This is a genomic window from Chryseobacterium sp. CH21 (assembly GCF_004119445.1).
Taxonomy (GTDB): Bacteria; Bacteroidota; Bacteroidia; order Flavobacteriales; family Weeksellaceae; genus Chryseobacterium.
Map to the genome: position 1 here is coordinate 1 of NZ_QICI01000050.1, position 20,316 is coordinate 20,316.

Here is a 20,316-nt window from a genome sequence, read left to right on the forward strand (position 1 = left end):
AAGACAAATATATAACCAACAAAAATTAGTAAATTTATAAACCGAAAATCCTCCTTAAGGATTTAAACCAAAATGTCTAAGTTGGTTTGAAGACGTACATATCTTAGCAATAGGCTGTGTTTGATTATACCCCCAGATAATAACCGTTGAAATACCATCTTTTGTTGTGTACTGCTGAAGATTTCCTTTAGAATCATATTTGTCAAAGGTCAATTCCGTAGTTGCTGAGGATATATTTTGAAGTTCGTAAGATAACACAGAAATAGGTAAAACCAATCCTGATGTTTTTGTATTGGCTTCGGATTGATTTAGAGGATAAATTACTTCTGATTTTGTCAGTATTTTACTTGTTGTACCCACTGTTTTACTACTTACTGTCTCTAAAGGAATTTCAACCAAATTTTTACTTATCATCAACTGATTTCCTTTTTCAGATGCATAAGCGTAACTTACTTCGCCTGAAGAGCTATCAGGAAAAGTTGTCTTTCTGTTTGATAGCTGATAATTAGGATTGGAGTACGTATTATCTATTGATGTAATAAGTTTTTTATCATTAAGTGACTCTGTTATTTGTTTCTTACTCTCAAAACTAAAATCAGAAAATAATGGATAATATTCATACTTATAATCTGTCTTATAAACATAATCATCTGGACTTTGTCCTCCAAATGTTGATAATAAAACTCTGTTTCTAGGCTCAATTCTTACCCCAAAATTTTCGTTTAGTACTAAATTCTTACGGTCATAGATAATAGTATCCTTCTGAATTAATGCATAACTACCATTATCATTTTGTTTGTAAGATAAAGTCTTTTTAAGATTTCCAAGTTTCCATCCCATGTATGGTGTTCTTGTTCTATGCTCTATTGTAGCCATATCAGTCGCTTCAATAGGAGCATTATTCTCAAAAAATACTCTTTTTTAATTTTTTTATTATTTACCTGGTCAACTGCTGTTTCAGTAACCTGCCCATAAATGATATTGGTTCCTGATGAGTTTCTAAAAGGATAATCAATAACTCCATAAAATTTATTTATTCCTTCATAAAAGTTTTCCGTAACTAATAATGGATAACCATGTAATATCCCTGTGGAATACACTTTACTACCAACCGTTTCATTATAAGAATATTCAGTTCGTAAAAGCTCTACGTTGTTTTCTTTCTGAACAATGGATTTTATTCTTAATCCTCCTGCATTCTGTATGCTTTCAGGATTAGTATTTGGCTGTTGATTATTCTTGACAGGGCCTAGAAAAGACATCATTAATGTAAAACCTCCTGCACTATCAAACATACCTCCTTCATTTACCGTTAGCACATCTCGATGTGCTGTTAAAAGATATTCTCCTTTTGGAAACATTACTGTTTTATCTATAGTATGACTCATCAAAGTAAATATTTGCCAGTTTCCATTTACTTTTCTGTATATGATAATATTGTAGGAATTATTAGCTCCATGATTTTCATCAAATACCTGCTCAATCTGCGTATTTAAATCAACAGAGGTATCTTCTTCAAACTCCCAGTTCATTTCATAATTCATTTCAGGAGGAAGCTGTTCTCCTGTATTAGGATCTGCTGCCTGTTCGCTGGCGAAGGCTACATATTTTGTCTCCATTGAAAATAAATTTCCAATCACGACCTCATTAATATCATTAATCGCCTGATAGGTATGATTTTCATACTCAAATTCGGTAGAACCACCTGTAGGATAGGTAATTTTTTTAAGCATTCCTATTTTTGAATAATCTTCTCTTACGGCTCTGTTTGCTGTACCTGCGGTTTTTACACTATTCGCATACTTAAAATTGATATTAGGAATTAATTCAGTATTTTCTGTATGACCATTGTAATAGCCAAAGAAATCCTGTGCAAAACTAAGTCGACTTGGCAGTTCGCCAGGAAAATACTCAAAATTATGTTTACTGATTAACTGGTTATTTTTATCATATTCAGATATCCCGTTTAATTTTAGCCTCGGAATAGCTCTATCAAAGTTCGGTGTGAAAATATAATTATTGCTTCTTGAAAAATCATTCATTGGAGTTGGGAACTCTGAATTGAAATATCCCTGATTAAGCTGATAGGTTTTGATTTCGTTGTTACCATTTTTAATTTTTATTTTATCTAATGAATAAGCATTATAGTCTTTTCGGGCTATTGTAGATTTAATAAATTCTATCTCTGTATTTTCATATACAACTCTTTTTATAAGTTTATCTGATACTCCAGGTGAGCTGTAAACATTATATACTTTTCCGTCTTTAGTTTTAGCAATTTCTGATGATATTGGATATTTATTACCTATCACTACAGGATTACCACTTGCCCAGGAAACGACATCATATTTTCCATTAAAAAAATCAAAATTATTGGCGAAATATTTATACTGAGAGGTAAGATAAATATCCTGTTTTGTCAAATCTGTAACTGGAATAGTATTGCCATCATAATAAAATCTTACTGTCTTATTATCATTGGTAGTAATTTTTACCAGTAACCATGTGCCAAATTGAGGATCTGTACCACTTGAAAATGAACTGTCATTACTAATACTTGTACTTGAGGTTTCCTCAATAACCTCAAATCTGTTGTCATTATCATCTGATTTTCCAAAAAAGTAGGTATTACCAGCCCCATCAATAATTTTAAAGTCGACAATATTTCCATAATTATTTAAAGTCGGAATGATCTTGATATTATTTAAAGGGGTTGACACAAATTTATTTGATGAGAAGTCATAAAAGAATTTAAAATTCATATTGAATAATGAAACATTAAATTCATCTGGTTCCAAATCAACATTTTCAGCATTTTGATCCAGCCAAACATCGGTATTTACACCTGTGGAATTGTTCATCAAGCTATTTTTAGCAGTGGCAATAGACTGTAAGTAAAATGGAGAATCACTATAATTATCTCTTTTGCCTCTAACACTTCTTGAAACAGTTCCTATTGATGATAAATTCCATCCTTGTCCTACGGAACTTGCCACTTCACTTACTTTTATACCTTGTGTATTGTATTGTAAGCTAATAGGAATTGAAAAATTACTATTAATAGGTAATGTATAAATGGGAACTGAAACATTTACCGAACCATTGGATAAAGATATTGGCTTGTCAATGTACTTTCCTAGTGAACTTATATCAGGAGTTTTTGGAGTAAATCCTAAATAAGTATCTTTCATTTGATTCTGTGAATACAGCCAATTACAAAATAGCAAGAGGCTAATAATTTGATATTTTTTCATCTGTGGTTATTTCTTAATTAATTTGGCATTCGCCGTTTTATTAGTATCAGTTTTTATAGTAATCAGATAAGCTCCCTGAATGAGTGCTTGGGTATTAATCTTCGTCACTTTATTCTTTGTTTTTATACTTTGAAGCTGTCTTCCGCTCATGTCATACAATAGGATATCAGCATCCTTGAAATCAAAGCCGATTTCTACATAAGCATAATCTGAGACAGGGTTTGGATAGATTTTGATGTCATATTTTTCAATCAAATCATTAACCTGTTTGTCACCAAGCTTTACAATCTTCCAGTTTTCTTTACCCAGTTCTTCTGCACTGGTTCCTGCCAAAACAATGGAACCATCTCTGTTCAGTTTTAAATCTGAAAGTCTTTCTTCCTTCTTTCTGGATTCTCCTTTCACATGTTTTCTCCACTGCTCATTACCATTTTGATCGAGGTATAACATCCAGAAAGTTTCATCATCAGTTTGGATTCTTCCCTCAGCCTGAGTGTAACCTCCTAATAGAATTCCTTTAGATGATTTGTCGTCTGCTGAATTAAGAACACTCATTCCCATCAAAATGTCACGGTTTTTGAAATTGTAGGATTTCTGCCATTGTTCATCTCCCCTTTCGTTTAAATAAATTAACCAAAGATCTGTTCCTTCTTCAATGCCTACTGTTTTGTTCCCCGATCTTTCTGATCTTGATTCTCCACCAATGATAAATCCGTTTGAAGTTAATGCCAGTGTTCTGATATGATCATCTCCTTTACCTCCAAAGTTCTTTTCCCATTCAACTTTTCCAGTTTTGTCAAGTTTTACGATCCAGTAGTCTCCTTCGCCGAAGTTTTCAGTTTGTTTCGAGGTTCGGGTTACGGGGTTCGGAGTCGTTTCTCGAGTTTTAGTTTCAGGAGCCGAAGCACGAACCTCGGAACTTCTTGAATACATTCCCAGTAATGCTCCGCCATCTTTTGTTGGAATCATTTTTTCAACTTCATCTAAGCCTCTTCCACCTAAAATTAATTGTGATAATTCTTTTCCGTCTTTATCCAGTTTTGTGATCAAAACATCTTTGGAACCATAGCCTTTTGAAGAATTCTGTACATTTCCGGCAATAAAGAATCCTAAATCTGTAGTCTGAATCACAGCTCTCGCTTCTTCATCCGAAGAACTCCCTAAAGTTTTCTGCCACAACTCGTCTCCAAATTCATTGATTCTGATTAGCCAGATATCTGATCCTCCTTTGGAATCTTCTTTTTTATCCAGTCCTTTTCCTGAATAGGACGTTCCGGCTAAAAGAAACCCTCCATCTTGAGTAGTGACTGTAGCAGATAAATAATCATGATTCTGTCCCGAAAAATATTTTTCCCAGACTTCTTCTCCCTGTTGATTCAGTTTTACAAGGTGAAAATCGTAACCGTTGTTTTGCTTTTGGCCACTGGCTGCTGGCGATTGGCTTTTAGACTGTATAGAACTTCCCGTTATAAGATATTGCTGATCGATTGTTGTAGTGACCTGGCTTAGAAAATCCTGGGTAGAGGATTTGATGTCTTTTTGCCACACCACTTCCTGGGCAGATAAGCCCAAGACTGTGCATATACTAAATGCACTGAGATAAAATTTTCTCATTTTAATGTTGTTTTCTGATTTACTAATTAGTTTTAAAAACCGCGCAAATTTAACACTTTTTAAGACGTGAAAAATGAATTAATTTGGTATGCTTTAAATCATACTATTAATAATTGAATTCACTTTATTTTATATTAAAATTTATCTTATTGTAATGCAAAAATATCTATGTGTCACGACAAAACCTGTCGTATTATTTATGAATATTTAAAGAATATTCATCATTAAAAAAGTCACCCGATCAGGTGACTTGCATTGAAAAATTCATTAAAATTTAATAAAAAAGAGCGGTAAAAACCGCCCTCAACAAAATTTTATCTAACAAATATTTTTTACATATAAACGCAACCGCATCCGGTTTCCCATTCCTGGCAAAGGCGCATAGGTTCATTACATCCTGGGTTGCCACCACCACCGCCAGAAACTCTGTAGCAGGTACCATCACTACAATAGTAAGAACCAATAGTTGGAGGGCAGTTGCCATCCATATCACAGATTGCATACGGAGTATCACCACCGCTGATCAGTACCAGCTGATTTCTCTTTAATTTTTTTAAATTTTTCATAGTAATCATATTTTAATTTGTTGATTACTAATGTATATAAAAATTAGCACACCAGCAAGTGTTCTAATTAATAAAGAATAAATGAATTGATTAGAATACCTATTTTGTCATTAATTTATTCTATATCCAAAGTCATGAAAAGAGCGAGTTCCTCTGTATTATTATAAAGTCTTGTATTCAGTCCGGTAATATTAAATCCCATTCTTCTGTAGAACTGTATGGCAGGGTAGTTGGTGTTTTGGGTCTCCAGTTCAATGACTCTGCAGTGTAGTTTTCGAGCTTCTTTAATTGCACTTTTAATAAGCATTATTCCGATTCCTTCCCGTCTGTGTTTTTCATCGATAAGGATATTTTCAATATAAAAGCTGTTGTTCCATGTTCTGTGTTCACAAATAATCCAGCCTGCAAGTTCTTCATTCACATAAGCACCGAAAGAATTTTCCTTTTCAATGATGGTATTGAGCTCTTCAATATCTTCAGAAGTTGTCTCCCAGATTTTGGTATAAGGCAAAGGTTTTTCCTTTAAAATAAATTCAAAGGCACCTCCAAATTCAATTGAGGAAACCGAATAGATCATTTCTGTTGTATAGCCATTAAGTCCCCAATTTACACTTGGGTTGGAAGACAATTTTTGTAGTTTTCTTATTTCCACATTATATATTTTTATAAGATAGTTGCTGAGAAATTTTATTGAAAGTTTTTTTGAAGTAAAAGTATACAGATAGAGTAATTGTTTTTTAAATTAATTAGAGGTTAAAGAATTGAATAAGTTTTAATAATCCGAATTGAAATTTAGGCTTCTCATAATCTTGATTAGGATTGTATATTTTAACTTCGACTTTATTTCTGTCTTTGATTACGAGTCCGAAATGATTTTCAAGGTTTGAATTAATTCGTTCCAATAGTCCCAATTGAAGCATCACATCTAATATTCTTTTTCCATCAGCAAAATTTTCATAAATAGTAACAGGAAGAGGTTGGTACTCAGGTGTAGATTTAATATAAAGAGAAAAAAAGTAAGGATCAAGGTCTCCAAACTCCATCCCAAACATAAAAGGAACCTCAATTTGCTGTTTTGTGATTACGTTTTGAAAGTGACAATGATAACCATGAAGGAAATACTCCCAATTCCCTACTTTCCCATGCTGGCTTTTTCTACTTCTACCTTTTAAATAATTAAAAACCAGAAATGGAAAATCTTCATTGAGTATTATTTTTTTCTTTTTAATAAATAAACGTATCAGTTCTTCTCCTAGTTTTCTGTAGTCTTTTGCACATTGTACAAAAAATAATTGATTGGCAATTATTTCTTCTTTTGTAATCAGTTTATTTATTTCTATTTTAGGTTCCATGGAATGAATACCAATTTGAAAATGGAGAAGGTTTTTCTTTAATTGCTCGCCATAATCCTCTCTGATGTGGTTGATAGGATGATCAAAAATTATTCTAATCGTTTTTTGACGGGGAATATTTCTGAGGGAATCAATACTAGGAAGTTCTTGTATTGATTTTGCAGTTATTACATGAGTAGTTCTTTCCAAAGCATTAAATCAATGATTTGTTCAAATTTAAATAAAATTTCACACTCCAAAACTTTCAAAACTCTTAAATTTGTTGGCAATAAAAATTTACTTGGATGCTTAGGAACATTTCAATTGCGGCAGCTACTTTATTGTCCGTAGTTACAATCAATGCACAGAAGAACAGAAATACCCAACTGGAAAGGCCCAAATTAGTCGTAGGTCTGGTAGTAGACCAGATGCGTTGGGACTATTTGTACCGTTTTTATAGTAAGTATGGGAATGACGGTTTCAAAAGACTTTTGAATACAGGATATTCTTTGAATAATGTACATATTCCTTATGTGCCTACCATTACAGCTTTGGGACATACATGTATCTATACCGGATCTGTTCCGGCCATTCACGGGATTGCTGGAAACGACTGGACAGATAAGGAAACAGGGAAAGGAGTTTACTGTACTGCGGATGAAAGCGTTCAGCCAGTGGGAACAACAAATACAAAAATCGGGAGCCACTCTCCGAAAAATCTTTGGTCAACGACAGTAACTGACGAATTAAGACTTGCTACTAACTTCCAGGGAAAAGTAGTGGGGGTTTCTTTAAAAGACCGTGCTTCTATTCTTCCTGCAGGACATACTCCAAACGGAGCCTTCTGGTTTGATGACAGTACAGGAAATTTCATTACCAGTACATGGTATATGAATGACCTTCCTCAGTGGGTAAAATCATTCAATTCTCAGAATCTTCCTGAAAAATTAGTAGCTAACGGTTGGAATACCTTACTTCCAATCAATCAATATACAGAAAGTGCACCAGACAATTCTCCTTGGGAAGGTCTGCTGGGAAGTGCAAAAACACCTACATTCCCTTACAGCAACCTGGCAAAGGATTATCAGACTAAAAAAGACAATATCCGTTATACCCCTTTCGGAAATACACTGACATTGAAGCTTGCTGAAGCATCTGTAGAAGGTGAAAAACTGGGTGGAGATAATATTACAGACTTTTTGGCCATCAACCTTGCCTCTACAGATTATGCGGGACATAAATTCGGACCGAATTCTATTGAAGTAGAGGATGTTTATATCAGATTAGATCAGGATTTAGCAGAGTTCTTCAACTATCTGGATTCAAAAGTTGGAAAAGGAGAGTATACTGTTTTTCTTTCTGCTGACCACGGTGGAGCTCACTCTGTAGGATTCCTTAAAGAGCACAAGATTCCGACAGGTTTCTTCGGTGAAGATGCAGAAAAGAATCTGAACCAGAAGCTGAAAGAGAAATTCGGAGCAGATAAACTGGTTAATGCAATAGATAACTACCAGGTTTATTTCGACAGAAAAGTATTGGCAGACAGTAAGCTTGAATTGGATGATGTAAGAAATTTTGCGGTAAAAGAAATTGAAAAAGATCCTACCGTTTTATATGCTGTTTCTGTAGATAAAGTGCAGGAATCAAGCATTCCGGAGCCAATCAAACAAAGAATTATCAATGGGATCAACAGACAGAGAAGCGGAGATATCCAGTTGATTTCTCACGACTCTATGCTTCCTCCATATTCTAAAACCGGAACTACACACAGTGTTTGGAACTCTTATGATTCACACATTCCTCTAATCTTTATGGGATGGGGAGTAAAACAGGGAGAAAGCAACAAAGAATATCACATGACAGATATTGCACCTACGGTATCTTCTCTACTGAAAATCCAGTTCCCAAGCGGAAATGTAGGAAATCCGATTACGGAAGTTATTGGTAAATAAAATAAAAATAACAGAGTATAAAAAAACATTCCATTCCGGAATGTTTTTTTGCTTTTCAGAACTTATGAATTTCGTATCATTTGCTGTATCTGCTGATGAAACTTCTTATTCTGTTTTCTGATTTTGACAATAAAATATAAAAGAATAACGATCAAAATACATCCCAGCAATACCGCACCCATTTTAATGTTGCGATAATAAGACTTCAGCTTTTCACTTTTTAAAGCGGTTTCTTTATTATGGTTATCAATTACCTGATTAATGGATTTTAGTTCATTCTGCTTTCTTTTAAAGCGCATTTCTAAGGACTTTTTATTATACTGCTGATAGAGATTCTGCTGTCCCATCGCAAGATGATTTTCAGCGAGTTCTTTGTAAAGTCCTTCATTCAGGATGATATCTCCCGTTTTTTTACAAAGGTTTTCAGCTTTTAATAAAAGGTTTATGGCAGATTGATTTTCATGTCTTTGTTTGTGTATTTCAGAAATACCTTTCAAGGCAAATGCTTCCAGACTTTTTGCATAATTCTTTCTGGCATAGCTGATAGCTTTCATAAATGCATCCTGTGCCTTATCTATTTGATTAAGATTAAGATAACAATATCCGATATTGTAATACACTACACTCATATTGGAATAGGTCGTCTTCTTTGTCCTGATTTTTTCAAAATTCTGGATTGAAATTAAAAACTTTTCAAGAGCAATTTCTGAATTAGACTGACTTTTATAAATCATTCCTCTAATAGCATAGCTTCTTGCGGTTTCGATATATTTTGTAGGTGTTTTTTCGGCTATTTGGGCCAGATATTGATCGGCTTCATTCAATGTTTCAAGGCTTTTATTGAAAAGTTCCATCTGCTGGTACTGGATAGCGACTGAGATAAGAACTCCGGCCTGACTTTTGGGATCATTGGTTTTTTGGGAAAGTTCTTTAGCTTTTAAAATATTTTTTAATGATTCTTCAAAGTTTCTTTTAGCAATATTGGCCGTGGAAAGAAGTATATAAAGATTAATGGATGTCTTTACATCAGGAGAATTTTTTAACAACTGCTCTCCAATTTTAATGGAGTTATCAGGGTTATCATAAATATCAAGTTTAGCCTTTTTTATTAAGACACTGTCTGGTGTCTTTTTAACTTTCGCAAAAGTATAAAATGATAACAGGAAAATGGTAATATCTTTAAAAATAGTCTCATACGGTTTTGGTTTTACTGATTTCCTGAATATAAACATTGGGAGACATTCCGGTAACGGATTTGAAAACGGTGGTAAAGGCACTGTGTGATGAAAATCCGGAATATTCCGCAAGATAACTTACCTTATAATTAAGAAAAGCAGCATCGTTCCTTAATAGCTGTACAATATGATTGATCCTGAGTTTATTAATATATCCGTTGAAATTTTTCTCCTTATTATTGATGACCTCCGAAAGGTATTTTGTATTGACTTCCATCTGAGAGGAAAGGAGCGATAATGACATGTTTTTATTCAGGTAGCCGTCAGATTTTTCAAACTCTTCTAATTTTTGGAGTATTTCATCTTCTTTCTCCCTTGATATCTTTGTGGAACCGGAATCTTTAGTTGCTGCATTTGTTTTGTTTAAGATGATTGGTTGAGGTTTCTGATTGATCTGTTTTTCAAAGAAATCAAACTGTTTTTTTAAGTCTTTATTTTTGCTTTTAATGAATAAAAAATAAGTCAATAAGGCAGCGATAGCCAATAATAAAACGAGTATTAAAAACCATGAAGACCTTAGAAGTACATGTTTTTGAAATTCTATATTCTTATTTTGATTAGTCTCCACAAGCTTTACAAGATATCGTATTCCTTCCTTCGAACTTGAATCCGTTTTTGATTTTAAATCATTGTAAAGTTTATTGTACTGATGATGTTTTGCATCATTATGAACCGCGTAATAGTTGCGGGAGAGTGATTCGTAAATTTTAATTTTTAAATTGTTAAAAGGCAGGCTTTCAATTAATGCAAGTCCGCTTTCCAGCTTTTCAATAGCTGTTGTATAATCCTGTTTCAGAAAATAATACTGGGAAAGATTTTCGTAAGCCAATCCTAGCAGAAAGGGTTTGCTTTTCTGATGTTCAAGATCTGAAATAATACGGTCTATAAGTGTTTTATATTCAATTATTTTATTCTGCTTCAGCAGATAAGAAGCCCGGAAAATGCTGTTTTCCGTTTTTAAAATTTTATTCTCTTCGTTATAATCGCTGAGGTATTGATTGCTTTTATCCAGATTTTGTAATGCCGCAGGATAGTCCCGGTTGATTCCTGAGTTTAATGCCTGTAGCTGGTACAACTTTGCCGTAGTGATTCTCAGAGCCGGATTGGTGCTTTTAAGAAGTTTCTGATCAGATAAAAGATGGCTGATGATTCTTTTGGACTGATTATACAAGGCTAAATTTTGATACTGATCCGCAAGATTATAACCACTGAAGACCTGCATAAAATAAGAAAGTCCTGTTTTTTGATCAGAATCTTCGTTTTGAGCGAAAATATTCACCGATTGTACATAATCACCCTTCATAGCATAGGCTTGCGAAATGATGTTTTGGAGTACTATTTTATGTTCTGTATTCTGATCACTCACGAGAATTCCCTGGGTATAACTGATGCATTCATCAGAGTTCTGATAGAGTTTCAGAAATGCCTTATCGGCTAAAATAGTAAAGTCCGGACCAGATTGCCCGCTGATAAAAAGAGAGCTGAAAATGAAAAGAAACAGTAGGATTCTTCTGTTATTGTGAAATAATTGATGAGTAAATAATTTGTTTTTTGTGTTTTTTTGAATAGTTCCGGTAAAATCCATATTCAAAACGTTTATGCTTATGTTGTTGTTTATTAGTGTTTTAAAAATTTAATTCTTTTAAAATTCACGAATTATGAAAGTCAATTTCTTTTGACAGGGTGAATATTGTATTAATATTGTTTTCACCAATTCGAAAGCCTAAATATAATAAAATATGAAAAATTTTTACAGAATGTCAATGAAAATATTGGCCGCTTGTTTTTTCCTGAATTTTGGTTTTGCGGAAGCTCAGCTTACTGTAATAGGTTTAGGAAATTATAATGTAGGAGCAGTTTCGGATAATGGAGTGGTAAGTATGCATACAAGTGCCGGAGGAGTTTATAAATGGGATGCGGCCGGAGGGCTTGTACAGATAGGTTCAATATCCAACGGATATCCGGCTGCCGGAAGAACAATTGTTTCCAATGACGGAACTAAAATCTCTTCTTCTATTACCAATGCAGCAACGGGATTTAATGAAATATCAACCTATGATGTAGCGAGTTCCACATGGGTCAACAGAGGCGGGCTTGTTCCTACCGGATGGGACGGAAAGCTCTACCTGGGGAATGACTACCAATGGAAATACCATTGTTGAACTAGGCTTCCTTACTGCAGCAAATGCACACGCCGTGAAATGGGATGAAGCCAACGGAATGGTAGATTTGGGAAGTATGGTTCCCGGACGTAGTTCAAGAGCCAATGCTATCAATGCGGCGGGAACGGTGATTGTTGGATGGCAGGATGAACCGACAGGCACGAGAAGTGGTGCAAAATGGCAGGATGGTGTAGAAAGCTTTATTACAGATAATAACGGAAATAATGTAGGCGAAGCAGGCGGAATTTCTGCTGACGGAAGTACCATCATAGGAGCTGCAAATCCTAATCCTTACGTATGGAATGCTGCAAGCGGACTTACTTATTCACAGGACGGAAAGAAAATTGCCGGAACAGGGACGAATGCTTCAGGGCAGATGATCGCTTTCTATCTGGATATTACATCTTTTTTATCAGTAAATGATGCTGTAAAAGAGAAAAACAGCATAGGTATTTATCCTAATCCGGTAGCTGATATATTATATTTTAAAGGAACAGAAAAAATAGAGAAAGCTGAAGTTTATAATTGGGTTGGACAAAGGGTGAAAACATTCAATACTGTAGAAAGGCAGATTGATGTTTCATCCTTGTCAAAAGGAAATTATATTCTGCAATATTCTGTAAAAGGAGGAAAGCAGGAGCGCTTTAAGTTTATTAAAAAATAACATATATAAATAGTAAAGTAGTGGGATGAATGGCCGTTTTCAATATTGAAAGCGGCTGTTCTTTTTTATTTATTGAATTAAAAAGACAGGTTTTTTAAGCGTAGGGTGGTTTTTTGGCGAATACATATAAAAAACTATCTTTGCAAAAATTTTGGTTTCCAGTATTTTGGAATGAAAAGGGAATCGGGTGTAACTCCCGGACTGTCCCCGCAACTGTAAATCGCAACAAAAGTTTCTGCAAAAAACCACTGTAAAAAAACGGGAAGGAGCAGAATGCGAAAGTCAGGAGACCTGCCAGAATTATAATTTAAAAAAACATATTGCTTTCGGAGGAAAAGTAAAAAAGTATGGATATAAAAAGATCTTTAGTACTGCTTTTTTCATCGTATGGCTGTTTTCTTTTTGGACAAGAGAAAGCCATCGATACTATTTATGTCTTCGACAACCAGATGAATAGGGTGAAGCTTTTTCATCCTGTAAAAACAATTTCGGCAGAAGATGCTGAGAAAAACTCAAGCAATCTTTCGGAGCTTCTTAGATTTCAATCGCAGGTTTTTATCAAAGAAAATGGCCGTGGCGCTGTTTCTTCACCATCTTTCAGAGGTACTACTGCACAGCAGACCGCTTTTGTGTGGAACGGAATTAATATCAACTCCAATTTTTTAGGACAGGGAGATATCAATAATATTGCCTTGTTTGGCTATGACCAGATCGGAATAAAAGCCGGCGGAGGAAGTGTCATATACGGAAGTGGGGCTATCGGAGGAAGTATCCACCTGAATAATACGCTAGATTTTAATAAAGGGTTCCATGGTTCTTTATTTTCAGAAGTCGCTTCTTTTAATACCTATAATAATTTTGTAAAAGGATCTTACAGCAATGATAAGTTCAGTTTTAAAGCTTCCGGAAATTATTCTGTAAGTGAAAATAATTATGAGGTCAGTGATCTGAATTACATTAACAGAAACGGAAATTATTACAATACAACATTCAATGTAGGAGCATCCTATAAAATCACGAACGATCATAAAATTTCGTGGCAGAGCCAGTTTTTTGATTCTTCACAGCATTATCCTGTGTATGAGGAAACAGGAACAAAAACGAAATATAAAACGCAAAGTGTAAGAAGCCTGCTTTCCTGGGACTGGAACAAAGCAAAGTTCAGTAATTCCCTTAAAGCAGCTTATACGGAAGAGAATTTTCAGTATTTCGGGTCATTAAATTTGCCTAAATCCAGTGGCGGAACAGGGAAGAATTATATCTTTAAAAATGATTTCAATTATTTCCTGAATTCTAAATGGAATTTTAATATCATCGGAGAATTTCAGATCAATAAAGGAGAAGGATACCAAAGCGGAATATCAAGTGTCAGCAGAAATGTTGGCTCAATATCAGGTTTGTTGAGGTATTTTGCGACGAAAGACCTTCGTTTTGAGGGTGGATTCAAGAAAGATTTTGTGGAAGATGTCAACTCACCGTTGATGTATTCATTCTCAGGAAAATGGAGTGCAGCAAAATGGTATGATGTAAGTGTGAATGTTTCAAAAAACTTCAGATTTCCGTCCTTCAATGATATTTATTATGAACCGGGAGGAAATAAAGATCTGAGACCGGAAACCTCTACCCAGGTGGATATGACGAATGAGTTCAAAGTAGGAGATTTTAAACTTACTTTGTCTCCTTACTATATAAATGTGACAGATCTTATTGTATGGCTTCCCACTGCTTTGGGCTACTGGCAGGCATTCAATGTCAATAAATCAGAATCTTACGGACTGGAATCTCAGTTATTTTTCAGCAAACAGCTGGGAAATCATAAAATCCGTGCGAATGCAGGATATTATTATGCAAAATCTATTGATAAAGAAACAAAGATGCAAAGACCTTACGTTCCTATGCACAGAGGAAACGTGAATGTAGATTACGAATATGGTTTCTTTAAGTTTTTTGCACAGGCACTTCTCAATGGTGTTACTTACACCACAAGTGATGAAAAGAGATCAGATGCCATTGATCCTTATTTCCTTTTAAATATGGGTATTTCTGCAACCTTAGCAAAAAAATATACCCTAGGGTTTAAAGTGAATAATCTTACGGATACTTACTATAAAACAGTTTCTTTTTATCCTTTACCCAAAAGAAATTATAGTGTGTACGCAGCAATAAATTTTTAAAAATTAAAATTGAATAAATTATGAAAATAACTAAACTTTTAACTGTCCTATTTGCAGTAGTGTTATTGTTTAACATTTCTTCGTGTACAAGTGATTCTCAGGAGTTTGAAATCTCTCCGATCACTTACCAGAATGGATATTTTATAGCTAATGAAGGTAACTTCAACAGTCAGGGTGCAAAAGTAACATTCCTGACAAGAGATTTAAGCATGAAGCAGGACGATGTCTATGGCTATAACAACAATAAAGAGATCCTTGGTGATGTTCTTCAGACTATTGGTCTTAATGGAAATAAGGCTTATCTTGTCATCAACAACTCAAACAAAATTGTTGTAGTAGATCGTTATACATTCAAAAGATTAGCGGTAATTACTGACCAGATTGATAATCCAAGAGGAATTACTTTTGCGAATGACTTTATCTATGTTGCCAACCTGAATTTCTCTACAAATGCAACAAGTGTAACGAAATATAAAGTTTCTGACAATACATTTGTAAGCAAAATTACCATGACAGGTGGGGCTGATAAAACAGTAGAAGCAGGTGGAAATGTTTTTGTACAGAATGCTACATCAGGATTTGGAAATATGATTACTTATATCAATACTTCTAACGACAGCAAGACTGAAATTACTGTTCCGAATGGTAAAATTAACAGTACTATTTCATATAAATCTAATGTTTACACAGTTTCTTCAACAACTGCAGATTCTTACATTTATAAGATTTCAAGCACAGGAGCAATGACGCCGGTAGTTACACTGACAGGAATTCCAAATGCTACCAACCTTCAGATCGATAACGATAAAATCTATTTCAGCGCTGGAAATAAAGTGTATACAACAGGTTTAGCTACACCAACAGTTCCTACAACTCCATTGTTAACAGCTGCAGATGGCGGACCGTACTTTACGCTTTACGGATTTAACGTTATTGACGGAAGAATCTTCGCATCTGATGTTCACCAATTTACAGCAGAAAGCGAGATGGTAATATATTCAGCGGCTACGGGCAGCAAAATGGGAACTATGAAAACAGGAGGCCTTGGTGCTAACGGAACTTTTCTAAACCCTTAATAATATATTACGTTTAAAAATATAATTTTTTATTTTTTCATCATTTGTGTTTTTTTCCGGTCGGGTTCTTTTGAAGCCGGCCGGCTTTGTTTTTATAGGATATAGAAAAAGCCCGGCGGGATGGAACATCCCGCCGGGCTTTTGTATTTTATTATTTATCTGTTGAATCAGATGGTTAATCCCAGTTTCTCAGCTTCAGCAATAACAAACTTGGTAGCTTCTTCTTTTTCATTAGGAATTTCGCCTTCCAAAATAGCTTCTTTCACTTTCTCTTTCAGGATGCCAATTTCACGGCCGGGTTTAAGATTAAACATTTCCATAATCTCTTCACCGGTAATGGGCGGCTGGAAGTTTCTTACCTGATCCTTTTCTTCTACTTCTTTAATTTTTACCGCTACATATTCAAAGTTTCTTTTGAATTTCTCCTGTTTTTTAGAGTTTTTAGTGGTAATATCGGCTTTACAAAGGGTAAACAGATCTTCAAGGTTTTCACCGGCATCAAATAACAGTCTTCTCAATGCTGCATCTGAAGCATCATCAGTGATCAGAGCAATAGGTCTTGATGAAAGTTTCACCATTTTCTGAACATACTTCATATCACTTCCCAAAGGCAGTTTCAATTTTTGGAAAAGGCTTTTTACCATTTTTGAACCCAAAAATTCATGCCCATGAAAGGTCCATCCTGTTCCTTCCACAAACTTTTTTGTAGGTGCTTTTCCAATATCATGGAGTAGGGCAGCCCAACGAAGCCAAAGATTATCCGTATTTACAGAAATATTATCTACAACTTCTAAAGTATGGTAAAAGTTATCTTTATGAGTTTGTCCCTCTACTTCTTCCACTCCTTTCAGTTCAATCAGCTCCGGAATAATCAATTTCATAAGACCAGTTTGTTCCATAAGCCTTAGACCGACAGATGGTTTTTCAGAAAGCATGATTTTGTTGAATTCTACCATGATTCTTTCCAGAGAAACAATTTTGATTCTTTCTGCTTCCTGCTGAATAGCCTGCAGAGAATTCTCCTCAATTTTAAAATTTAAAGTTGACGCAAAACGTACCGCTCTCATCATTCTCAATGGATCATCAGAATAAGTCTGAGCAGGTTCTAAAGGAGTCCTTAAAATTCCATTTTCAAGATCTTCAATCCCGTTGAATGGATCGATCAGTTCTCCGAAGTTATCTTTATTCAAAGAAATAGCCATCGCATTGATGGTGAAATCTCTTCTTTTCTGGTCATCTTCCAGACTTCCGCCTTCCACTTCCGGTTTTCGGCTGTTTTCTGTGTAGCTTTCTTTTCTTGCGCCTACAAACTCAAGTTCAAGATCTTTATACTTGATCATAGCCGTTCCATATGTTTTGAATACGGAAACTTTTAATTTAGGATCTATATCCTGAGCTACATTTTGAGCAAGCTCAATACCACTTTGTTCTGTTACAAAGTCTATATCTGTAGAAGCTTTTCTGTTCATCAGAAGGTCTCGTACATAACCGCCCACAATATATACGGACTGGTTATTCCTTTCTGCTGCTTCAGAAATGATTTTAAAAAGTTTTAAATTCTTATTTTGATTAAGATTAATTTTCATCGTTAATAATAGTGACAATTTCTACGTATGTTACTCATTAATCATAATGAGCATACATTTTACTAATTTTTCCATCTTCATTAAAAAACATGACTTCAACAGCATGTTTATCCATAATCGACTTATAAAATAATGCTATTGAATCTATTCCCGCAGTGGAATGAATAAGATCAAAATGAAGATCCGGGAACTTATCCAGGGCTTTTCTCCAGTATTCACGAACAGCTGCTTTTCCTTGTAAAGAGCTTTCTTTACCGCCTGTAGCCAAAACAATCATAGGAGTTGTAATCTCAATATCATCTGAATAATGGGTGAGTATATCCTCTAAATCATGAGAATTCCATGCATTAACCCACATTTGAGCAAATTCCTGATGATTCATAGCAAATAATTTATGAGTTGAGTTTGCAAAGATAAAACTAAAAAAAGAAATCCTGCCGATATGAACGGGCAAGACTCTAAAAAATAAATATAAATGTTCCGGAATTTTATTCCCGAAGCACTTTTATTCTATTGTCACTCCATATTTTGATCACTGATGAACCTGAATATTTTGAAACTTTTTCTCTGTCTTCTTCCACGGCATAATCTACAAGACTGATCATCTCCTCAGAAATATCAGAGAATTTCAACGGGCTTTTCTCGCCACTGAAGTTGGCAGAAGTAGATACCAAAGGTCTGTTCAGTTTTGTAATCAGTTTTTTACAGAAATCATTTTTTACCAATCGGATTCCGATGCTTCCATCCTCTGCAAGAAGCTCTTTAGGTAACCCTCTCGGATTTTCATAAACAATTGTTACCGGTTTCTCACTAAGATCAATAATTTCCCAGGCCATTTCAGGAACATCTACCAAGTCCTGAAGTCTTTTCTCAGATTCCACAAGGATGATCATGGATTTGTTTTTTTCACGTTTTTTAATGTCAAAAATTTTATTGACAGCTTCTATATTGGTTGCATCACAACCAATCCCCCAAATGGTATCTGTAGGATAAAGAATTGTTCCGCCGGATTTTAATATTTCAATAATATGTTCCATAATTGTATGTGAATTCAAAGAATGGATAAAGGTAGAAAATCTATGAATTTTAGGCAAAAAATTAGAATGTAAATGTAGTGGATTTGGTTAAACCATATCCCCACAATGATTATAATCCATGAAAAATGAATTAAAATAAGTTGTTCGCTTGACTGGTTCAATATAGTCTGAGTGCAGTATTTCTTTGAAATCCATTTTGGTCAGATATTTTGAAAATAATACTGGGAAATTTGATCTTGATCCTTCTTTAATGAAAGTATAAAGAATAGCATTGTCTTTAAAGAAAACAATGGTAGTTTGTTCATATTCTTTTCCGGGACTGTAGATATCACTAGGTTCATTAAGAAAAATCAGATTCCCTGAAATCTTTGAAACTCTATAATGGTGTTTTTTTCCATACTCAAGGATCCTCTTTTTCGCTTCTTCTTTATGAATAGTAAATGTGATTTGCTTTAAATGCTTCTCGGTAAATTTACAGTATAGCACATATAAGCTAAAGATCAATAGACAGGTAAGGATCAAATATTCTAAACTATTATTACGAGAAAACGTTAAATCTTTTAAAAAGAGCAGAGAAGTTACTGCTAATACTGAAAATCCAAAATAGATTGAAATAGTATCAAACTTATCGTATGAGTTTTCTTCAAAAACTAATTTTTTAGATTGAATACTCTCGGAAATCTTTAAATTTTTTAGTGATCTCATTGGAAATTAGGATGATATTTTAGGGTTGTTAAGTTTAGATTTTATGGATAAATATAATGAGCTAACTATTAAAAATGTAATAGAAGCTATCCACAAAAAATAACCTGTTTCCAAGCTGTATATTCTTCCCATTCTTCCATTTTCTGCAACTAAAATTTCATTCCAGAAAAAATGATCCTGCAATTAAAAAAGCGATTGTGGCCAATATCAAAGAGGTTGAGAATTTTTTTTTATTGCAGAATATGACTGAAATAAAGAACCACATATTAGCTGTCCATACCAGAAATTCAAATAAGCCCCCGCCTAAAAAGCTAATCGGACCTATAAGAAATACTTCAAATGATTTATAATCTTTAATCTCTCCCATATCTTCAACTTTAAAAGCTGTAAAACAAAGAGAAACTATAAAAATTAACAGGCTGACAAGGGGAATTCGTTTTCCTACATCCATCCCAATTTCGATAAGTACCTTTCCTCAATAATATTCAGGTGGTGGTAGTTGTGTCCTATAATCAGCTTTCCGATGGTTTCAACCGTAATTTCACGACCATTGGCTGTTCCTGTATTCTGTAAGGCTGAAGGATGGAGTGTTTCTAGTAGAATTTGAGAAGATTTTCTCACCAGTTTGTATTCATCCAAAAGAGACTCTAAGCTTCTTTCATTGGCGAAAGATTGATCTGCATATTCGTTTTCGTCAAATCCCGGGAGATTGTTTTTTTCTCCTCTGGCGAAAGCTAATATTCGGTATTGGAACACTCTTTCCGTATCGGATAGGTGGAGTAGGAGTCCTTTTAAAGTCCATTTTCCTTCTGCGTAAGCGAAATTAGACTGTTCTTCTGTAAGGTTGGAGTAAATTCCTATGGTTTTATCTCCAGATATTTTAAGTTCATTTAACCAGTCTCCTGATGGAATCTGATCTAAATATCTCTGAATGTATTTTTGAAATTCGGTCATATCATT

At 34.5% G+C, this 20,316-nt stretch carries 19 protein-coding genes and 1 riboswitch; of the genes, 5 read left to right on the plus strand and 14 right to left on the minus strand.

Annotated elements, in window-relative coordinates; translation table 11 throughout:
- Nucleotides 1-54: 54 nt before the first annotated feature.
- The 6 genes from BOQ62_RS09895 to BOQ62_RS09920 form a co-directional block, all read right to left on the minus strand.
- Nucleotides 55-876, minus strand: a complete 822-nt coding sequence (locus BOQ62_RS09895; RefSeq protein ID WP_129039094.1) for a hypothetical protein — start codon at nt 874-876, stop codon at nt 55-57.
- The gene (locus BOQ62_RS09900; RefSeq protein ID WP_129039096.1) at nt 864-3,191 is read right to left on the minus strand and encodes a hypothetical protein; all 2,328 of its coding nucleotides are present in this window, start codon (nt 3,189-3,191) and stop codon (nt 864-866) included. Before BOQ62_RS09900 ends, BOQ62_RS09895 begins: the two co-directional genes overlap by 13 nt.
- 69 nt (nt 3,192-3,260) lie before the next feature.
- Nucleotides 3,261-4,868 carry a T9SS type A sorting domain-containing protein gene (locus BOQ62_RS09905; protein ID WP_129039098.1) on the minus strand — a complete coding sequence of 536 codons (1,608 nt, stop codon included), beginning with the start codon at nt 4,866-4,868 and terminating at the stop codon, nt 3,261-3,263.
- Nucleotides 4,869-5,200: 332 nt separating this feature from the next.
- Complete coding sequence (locus BOQ62_RS09910) at nt 5,201-5,434, minus strand: hypothetical protein (protein ID WP_126651879.1); 234 nt, start codon at nt 5,432-5,434, stop codon at nt 5,201-5,203.
- Nucleotides 5,435-5,549: 115 nt separating this feature from the next.
- Nucleotides 5,550-6,086, minus strand: a complete 537-nt coding sequence (locus tag BOQ62_RS09915; protein WP_129039100.1) for a GNAT family N-acetyltransferase — start codon at nt 6,084-6,086, stop codon at nt 5,550-5,552.
- A gap of 94 nt (nt 6,087-6,180) precedes the next feature.
- Nucleotides 6,181-6,975 (minus strand): DUF6896 domain-containing protein, encoded by a 795-nt coding sequence (locus BOQ62_RS09920; RefSeq protein ID WP_129039102.1) that lies wholly within the window; start codon nt 6,973-6,975, stop codon nt 6,181-6,183.
- A 95-nt stretch (nt 6,976-7,070) separates the two neighbouring features.
- Here BOQ62_RS09920 and pafA point away from each other — a divergent pair, with 95 nt between their 5' ends.
- Nucleotides 7,071-8,717 (plus strand): alkaline phosphatase PafA, encoded by a 1,647-nt coding sequence (gene pafA, locus BOQ62_RS09925; RefSeq protein ID WP_129039104.1) that lies wholly within the window; start codon nt 7,071-7,073, stop codon nt 8,715-8,717.
- A gap of 62 nt (nt 8,718-8,779) precedes the next feature.
- Here pafA and BOQ62_RS09930 read toward each other — a convergent pair whose 3' ends face one another.
- Nucleotides 8,780-9,949 (minus strand): tetratricopeptide repeat protein, encoded by a 1,170-nt coding sequence (locus tag BOQ62_RS09930; RefSeq protein ID WP_129039106.1) that lies wholly within the window; start codon nt 9,947-9,949, stop codon nt 8,780-8,782.
- The gene (locus tag BOQ62_RS09935) at nt 9,909-11,537 is read right to left on the minus strand and encodes a helix-turn-helix domain-containing protein (RefSeq protein ID WP_129039108.1); all 1,629 of its coding nucleotides are present in this window, start codon (nt 11,535-11,537) and stop codon (nt 9,909-9,911) included. The genes BOQ62_RS09930 and BOQ62_RS09935 overlap by 41 nt, the downstream gene beginning before the upstream one ends.
- Nucleotides 11,538-11,691: 154 nt before the next feature.
- On the opposite strand from BOQ62_RS09935, the gene BOQ62_RS23130 reads away from it, so the two are divergent.
- The 4 genes from BOQ62_RS23130 to BOQ62_RS09950 all read left to right on the plus strand — a co-directional run bounded on the left by BOQ62_RS23130 (nt 11,692) and on the right by BOQ62_RS09950 (nt 16,028).
- Entirely contained in the window at nt 11,692-12,114 is a 423-nt protein-coding gene (locus tag BOQ62_RS23130; protein WP_228413915.1) for a hypothetical protein, read from the plus strand.
- Complete coding sequence (locus BOQ62_RS09940; RefSeq protein ID WP_228413916.1) at nt 12,047-12,778, plus strand: T9SS type A sorting domain-containing protein; 732 nt, start codon at nt 12,047-12,049, stop codon at nt 12,776-12,778. The genes BOQ62_RS23130 and BOQ62_RS09940 overlap by 68 nt, the downstream gene beginning before the upstream one ends.
- A 135-nt stretch (nt 12,779-12,913) precedes the next feature.
- A riboswitch (cobalamin riboswitch) is annotated at nt 12,914-13,092 on the plus strand.
- 33 nt (nt 13,093-13,125) lie between these two features.
- A complete protein-coding gene (locus tag BOQ62_RS09945; protein WP_129039110.1) occupies nt 13,126-14,952 on the plus strand; it encodes a TonB-dependent receptor plug domain-containing protein in 1,827 nt (608 codons plus the stop codon).
- 20 nt (nt 14,953-14,972) lie between these two features.
- Nucleotides 14,973-16,028 (plus strand): YncE family protein, encoded by a 1,056-nt coding sequence (locus tag BOQ62_RS09950; RefSeq protein ID WP_129039112.1) that lies wholly within the window; start codon nt 14,973-14,975, stop codon nt 16,026-16,028.
- Between the two features lie 167 nt (nt 16,029-16,195).
- Here the strand turns inward: BOQ62_RS09950 and BOQ62_RS09955 are convergent, their stop codons facing one another.
- The 6 genes from BOQ62_RS09955 to BOQ62_RS09980 form a co-directional block, all read right to left on the minus strand.
- Nucleotides 16,196-17,614 carry a CCA tRNA nucleotidyltransferase gene (locus BOQ62_RS09955; RefSeq protein WP_129039114.1) on the minus strand — a complete coding sequence of 473 codons (1,419 nt, stop codon included), beginning with the start codon at nt 17,612-17,614 and terminating at the stop codon, nt 16,196-16,198.
- Nucleotides 17,615-17,651: 37 nt separating this feature from the next.
- On the minus strand, nt 17,652-17,996 hold the full coding sequence (locus BOQ62_RS09960) for a nuclear transport factor 2 family protein (RefSeq protein WP_129039116.1): 345 nt from the start codon (nt 17,994-17,996) through the stop codon (nt 17,652-17,654).
- 106 nt (nt 17,997-18,102) lie between these two features.
- Nucleotides 18,103-18,651: an L-threonylcarbamoyladenylate synthase gene (locus tag BOQ62_RS09965; protein WP_105701788.1), complete on the minus strand. Its 549-nt coding sequence runs from the start codon at nt 18,649-18,651 to the stop codon at nt 18,103-18,105.
- Nucleotides 18,652-18,738: 87 nt separating this feature from the next.
- Nucleotides 18,739-19,356, minus strand: a complete 618-nt coding sequence (locus tag BOQ62_RS09970) for a hypothetical protein (RefSeq protein ID WP_129039118.1) — start codon at nt 19,354-19,356, stop codon at nt 18,739-18,741.
- Nucleotides 19,357-19,513: 157 nt separating this feature from the next.
- Nucleotides 19,514-19,807, minus strand: a complete 294-nt coding sequence (locus tag BOQ62_RS09975) for a hypothetical protein (RefSeq protein ID WP_129039120.1) — start codon at nt 19,805-19,807, stop codon at nt 19,514-19,516.
- Nucleotides 19,798-20,310 carry a DinB family protein gene (locus tag BOQ62_RS09980; RefSeq protein WP_129039122.1) on the minus strand — a complete coding sequence of 171 codons (513 nt, stop codon included), beginning with the start codon at nt 20,308-20,310 and terminating at the stop codon, nt 19,798-19,800. Before BOQ62_RS09980 ends, BOQ62_RS09975 begins: the two co-directional genes overlap by 10 nt.
- Nucleotides 20,311-20,316: the final 6 nt, after the last annotated feature.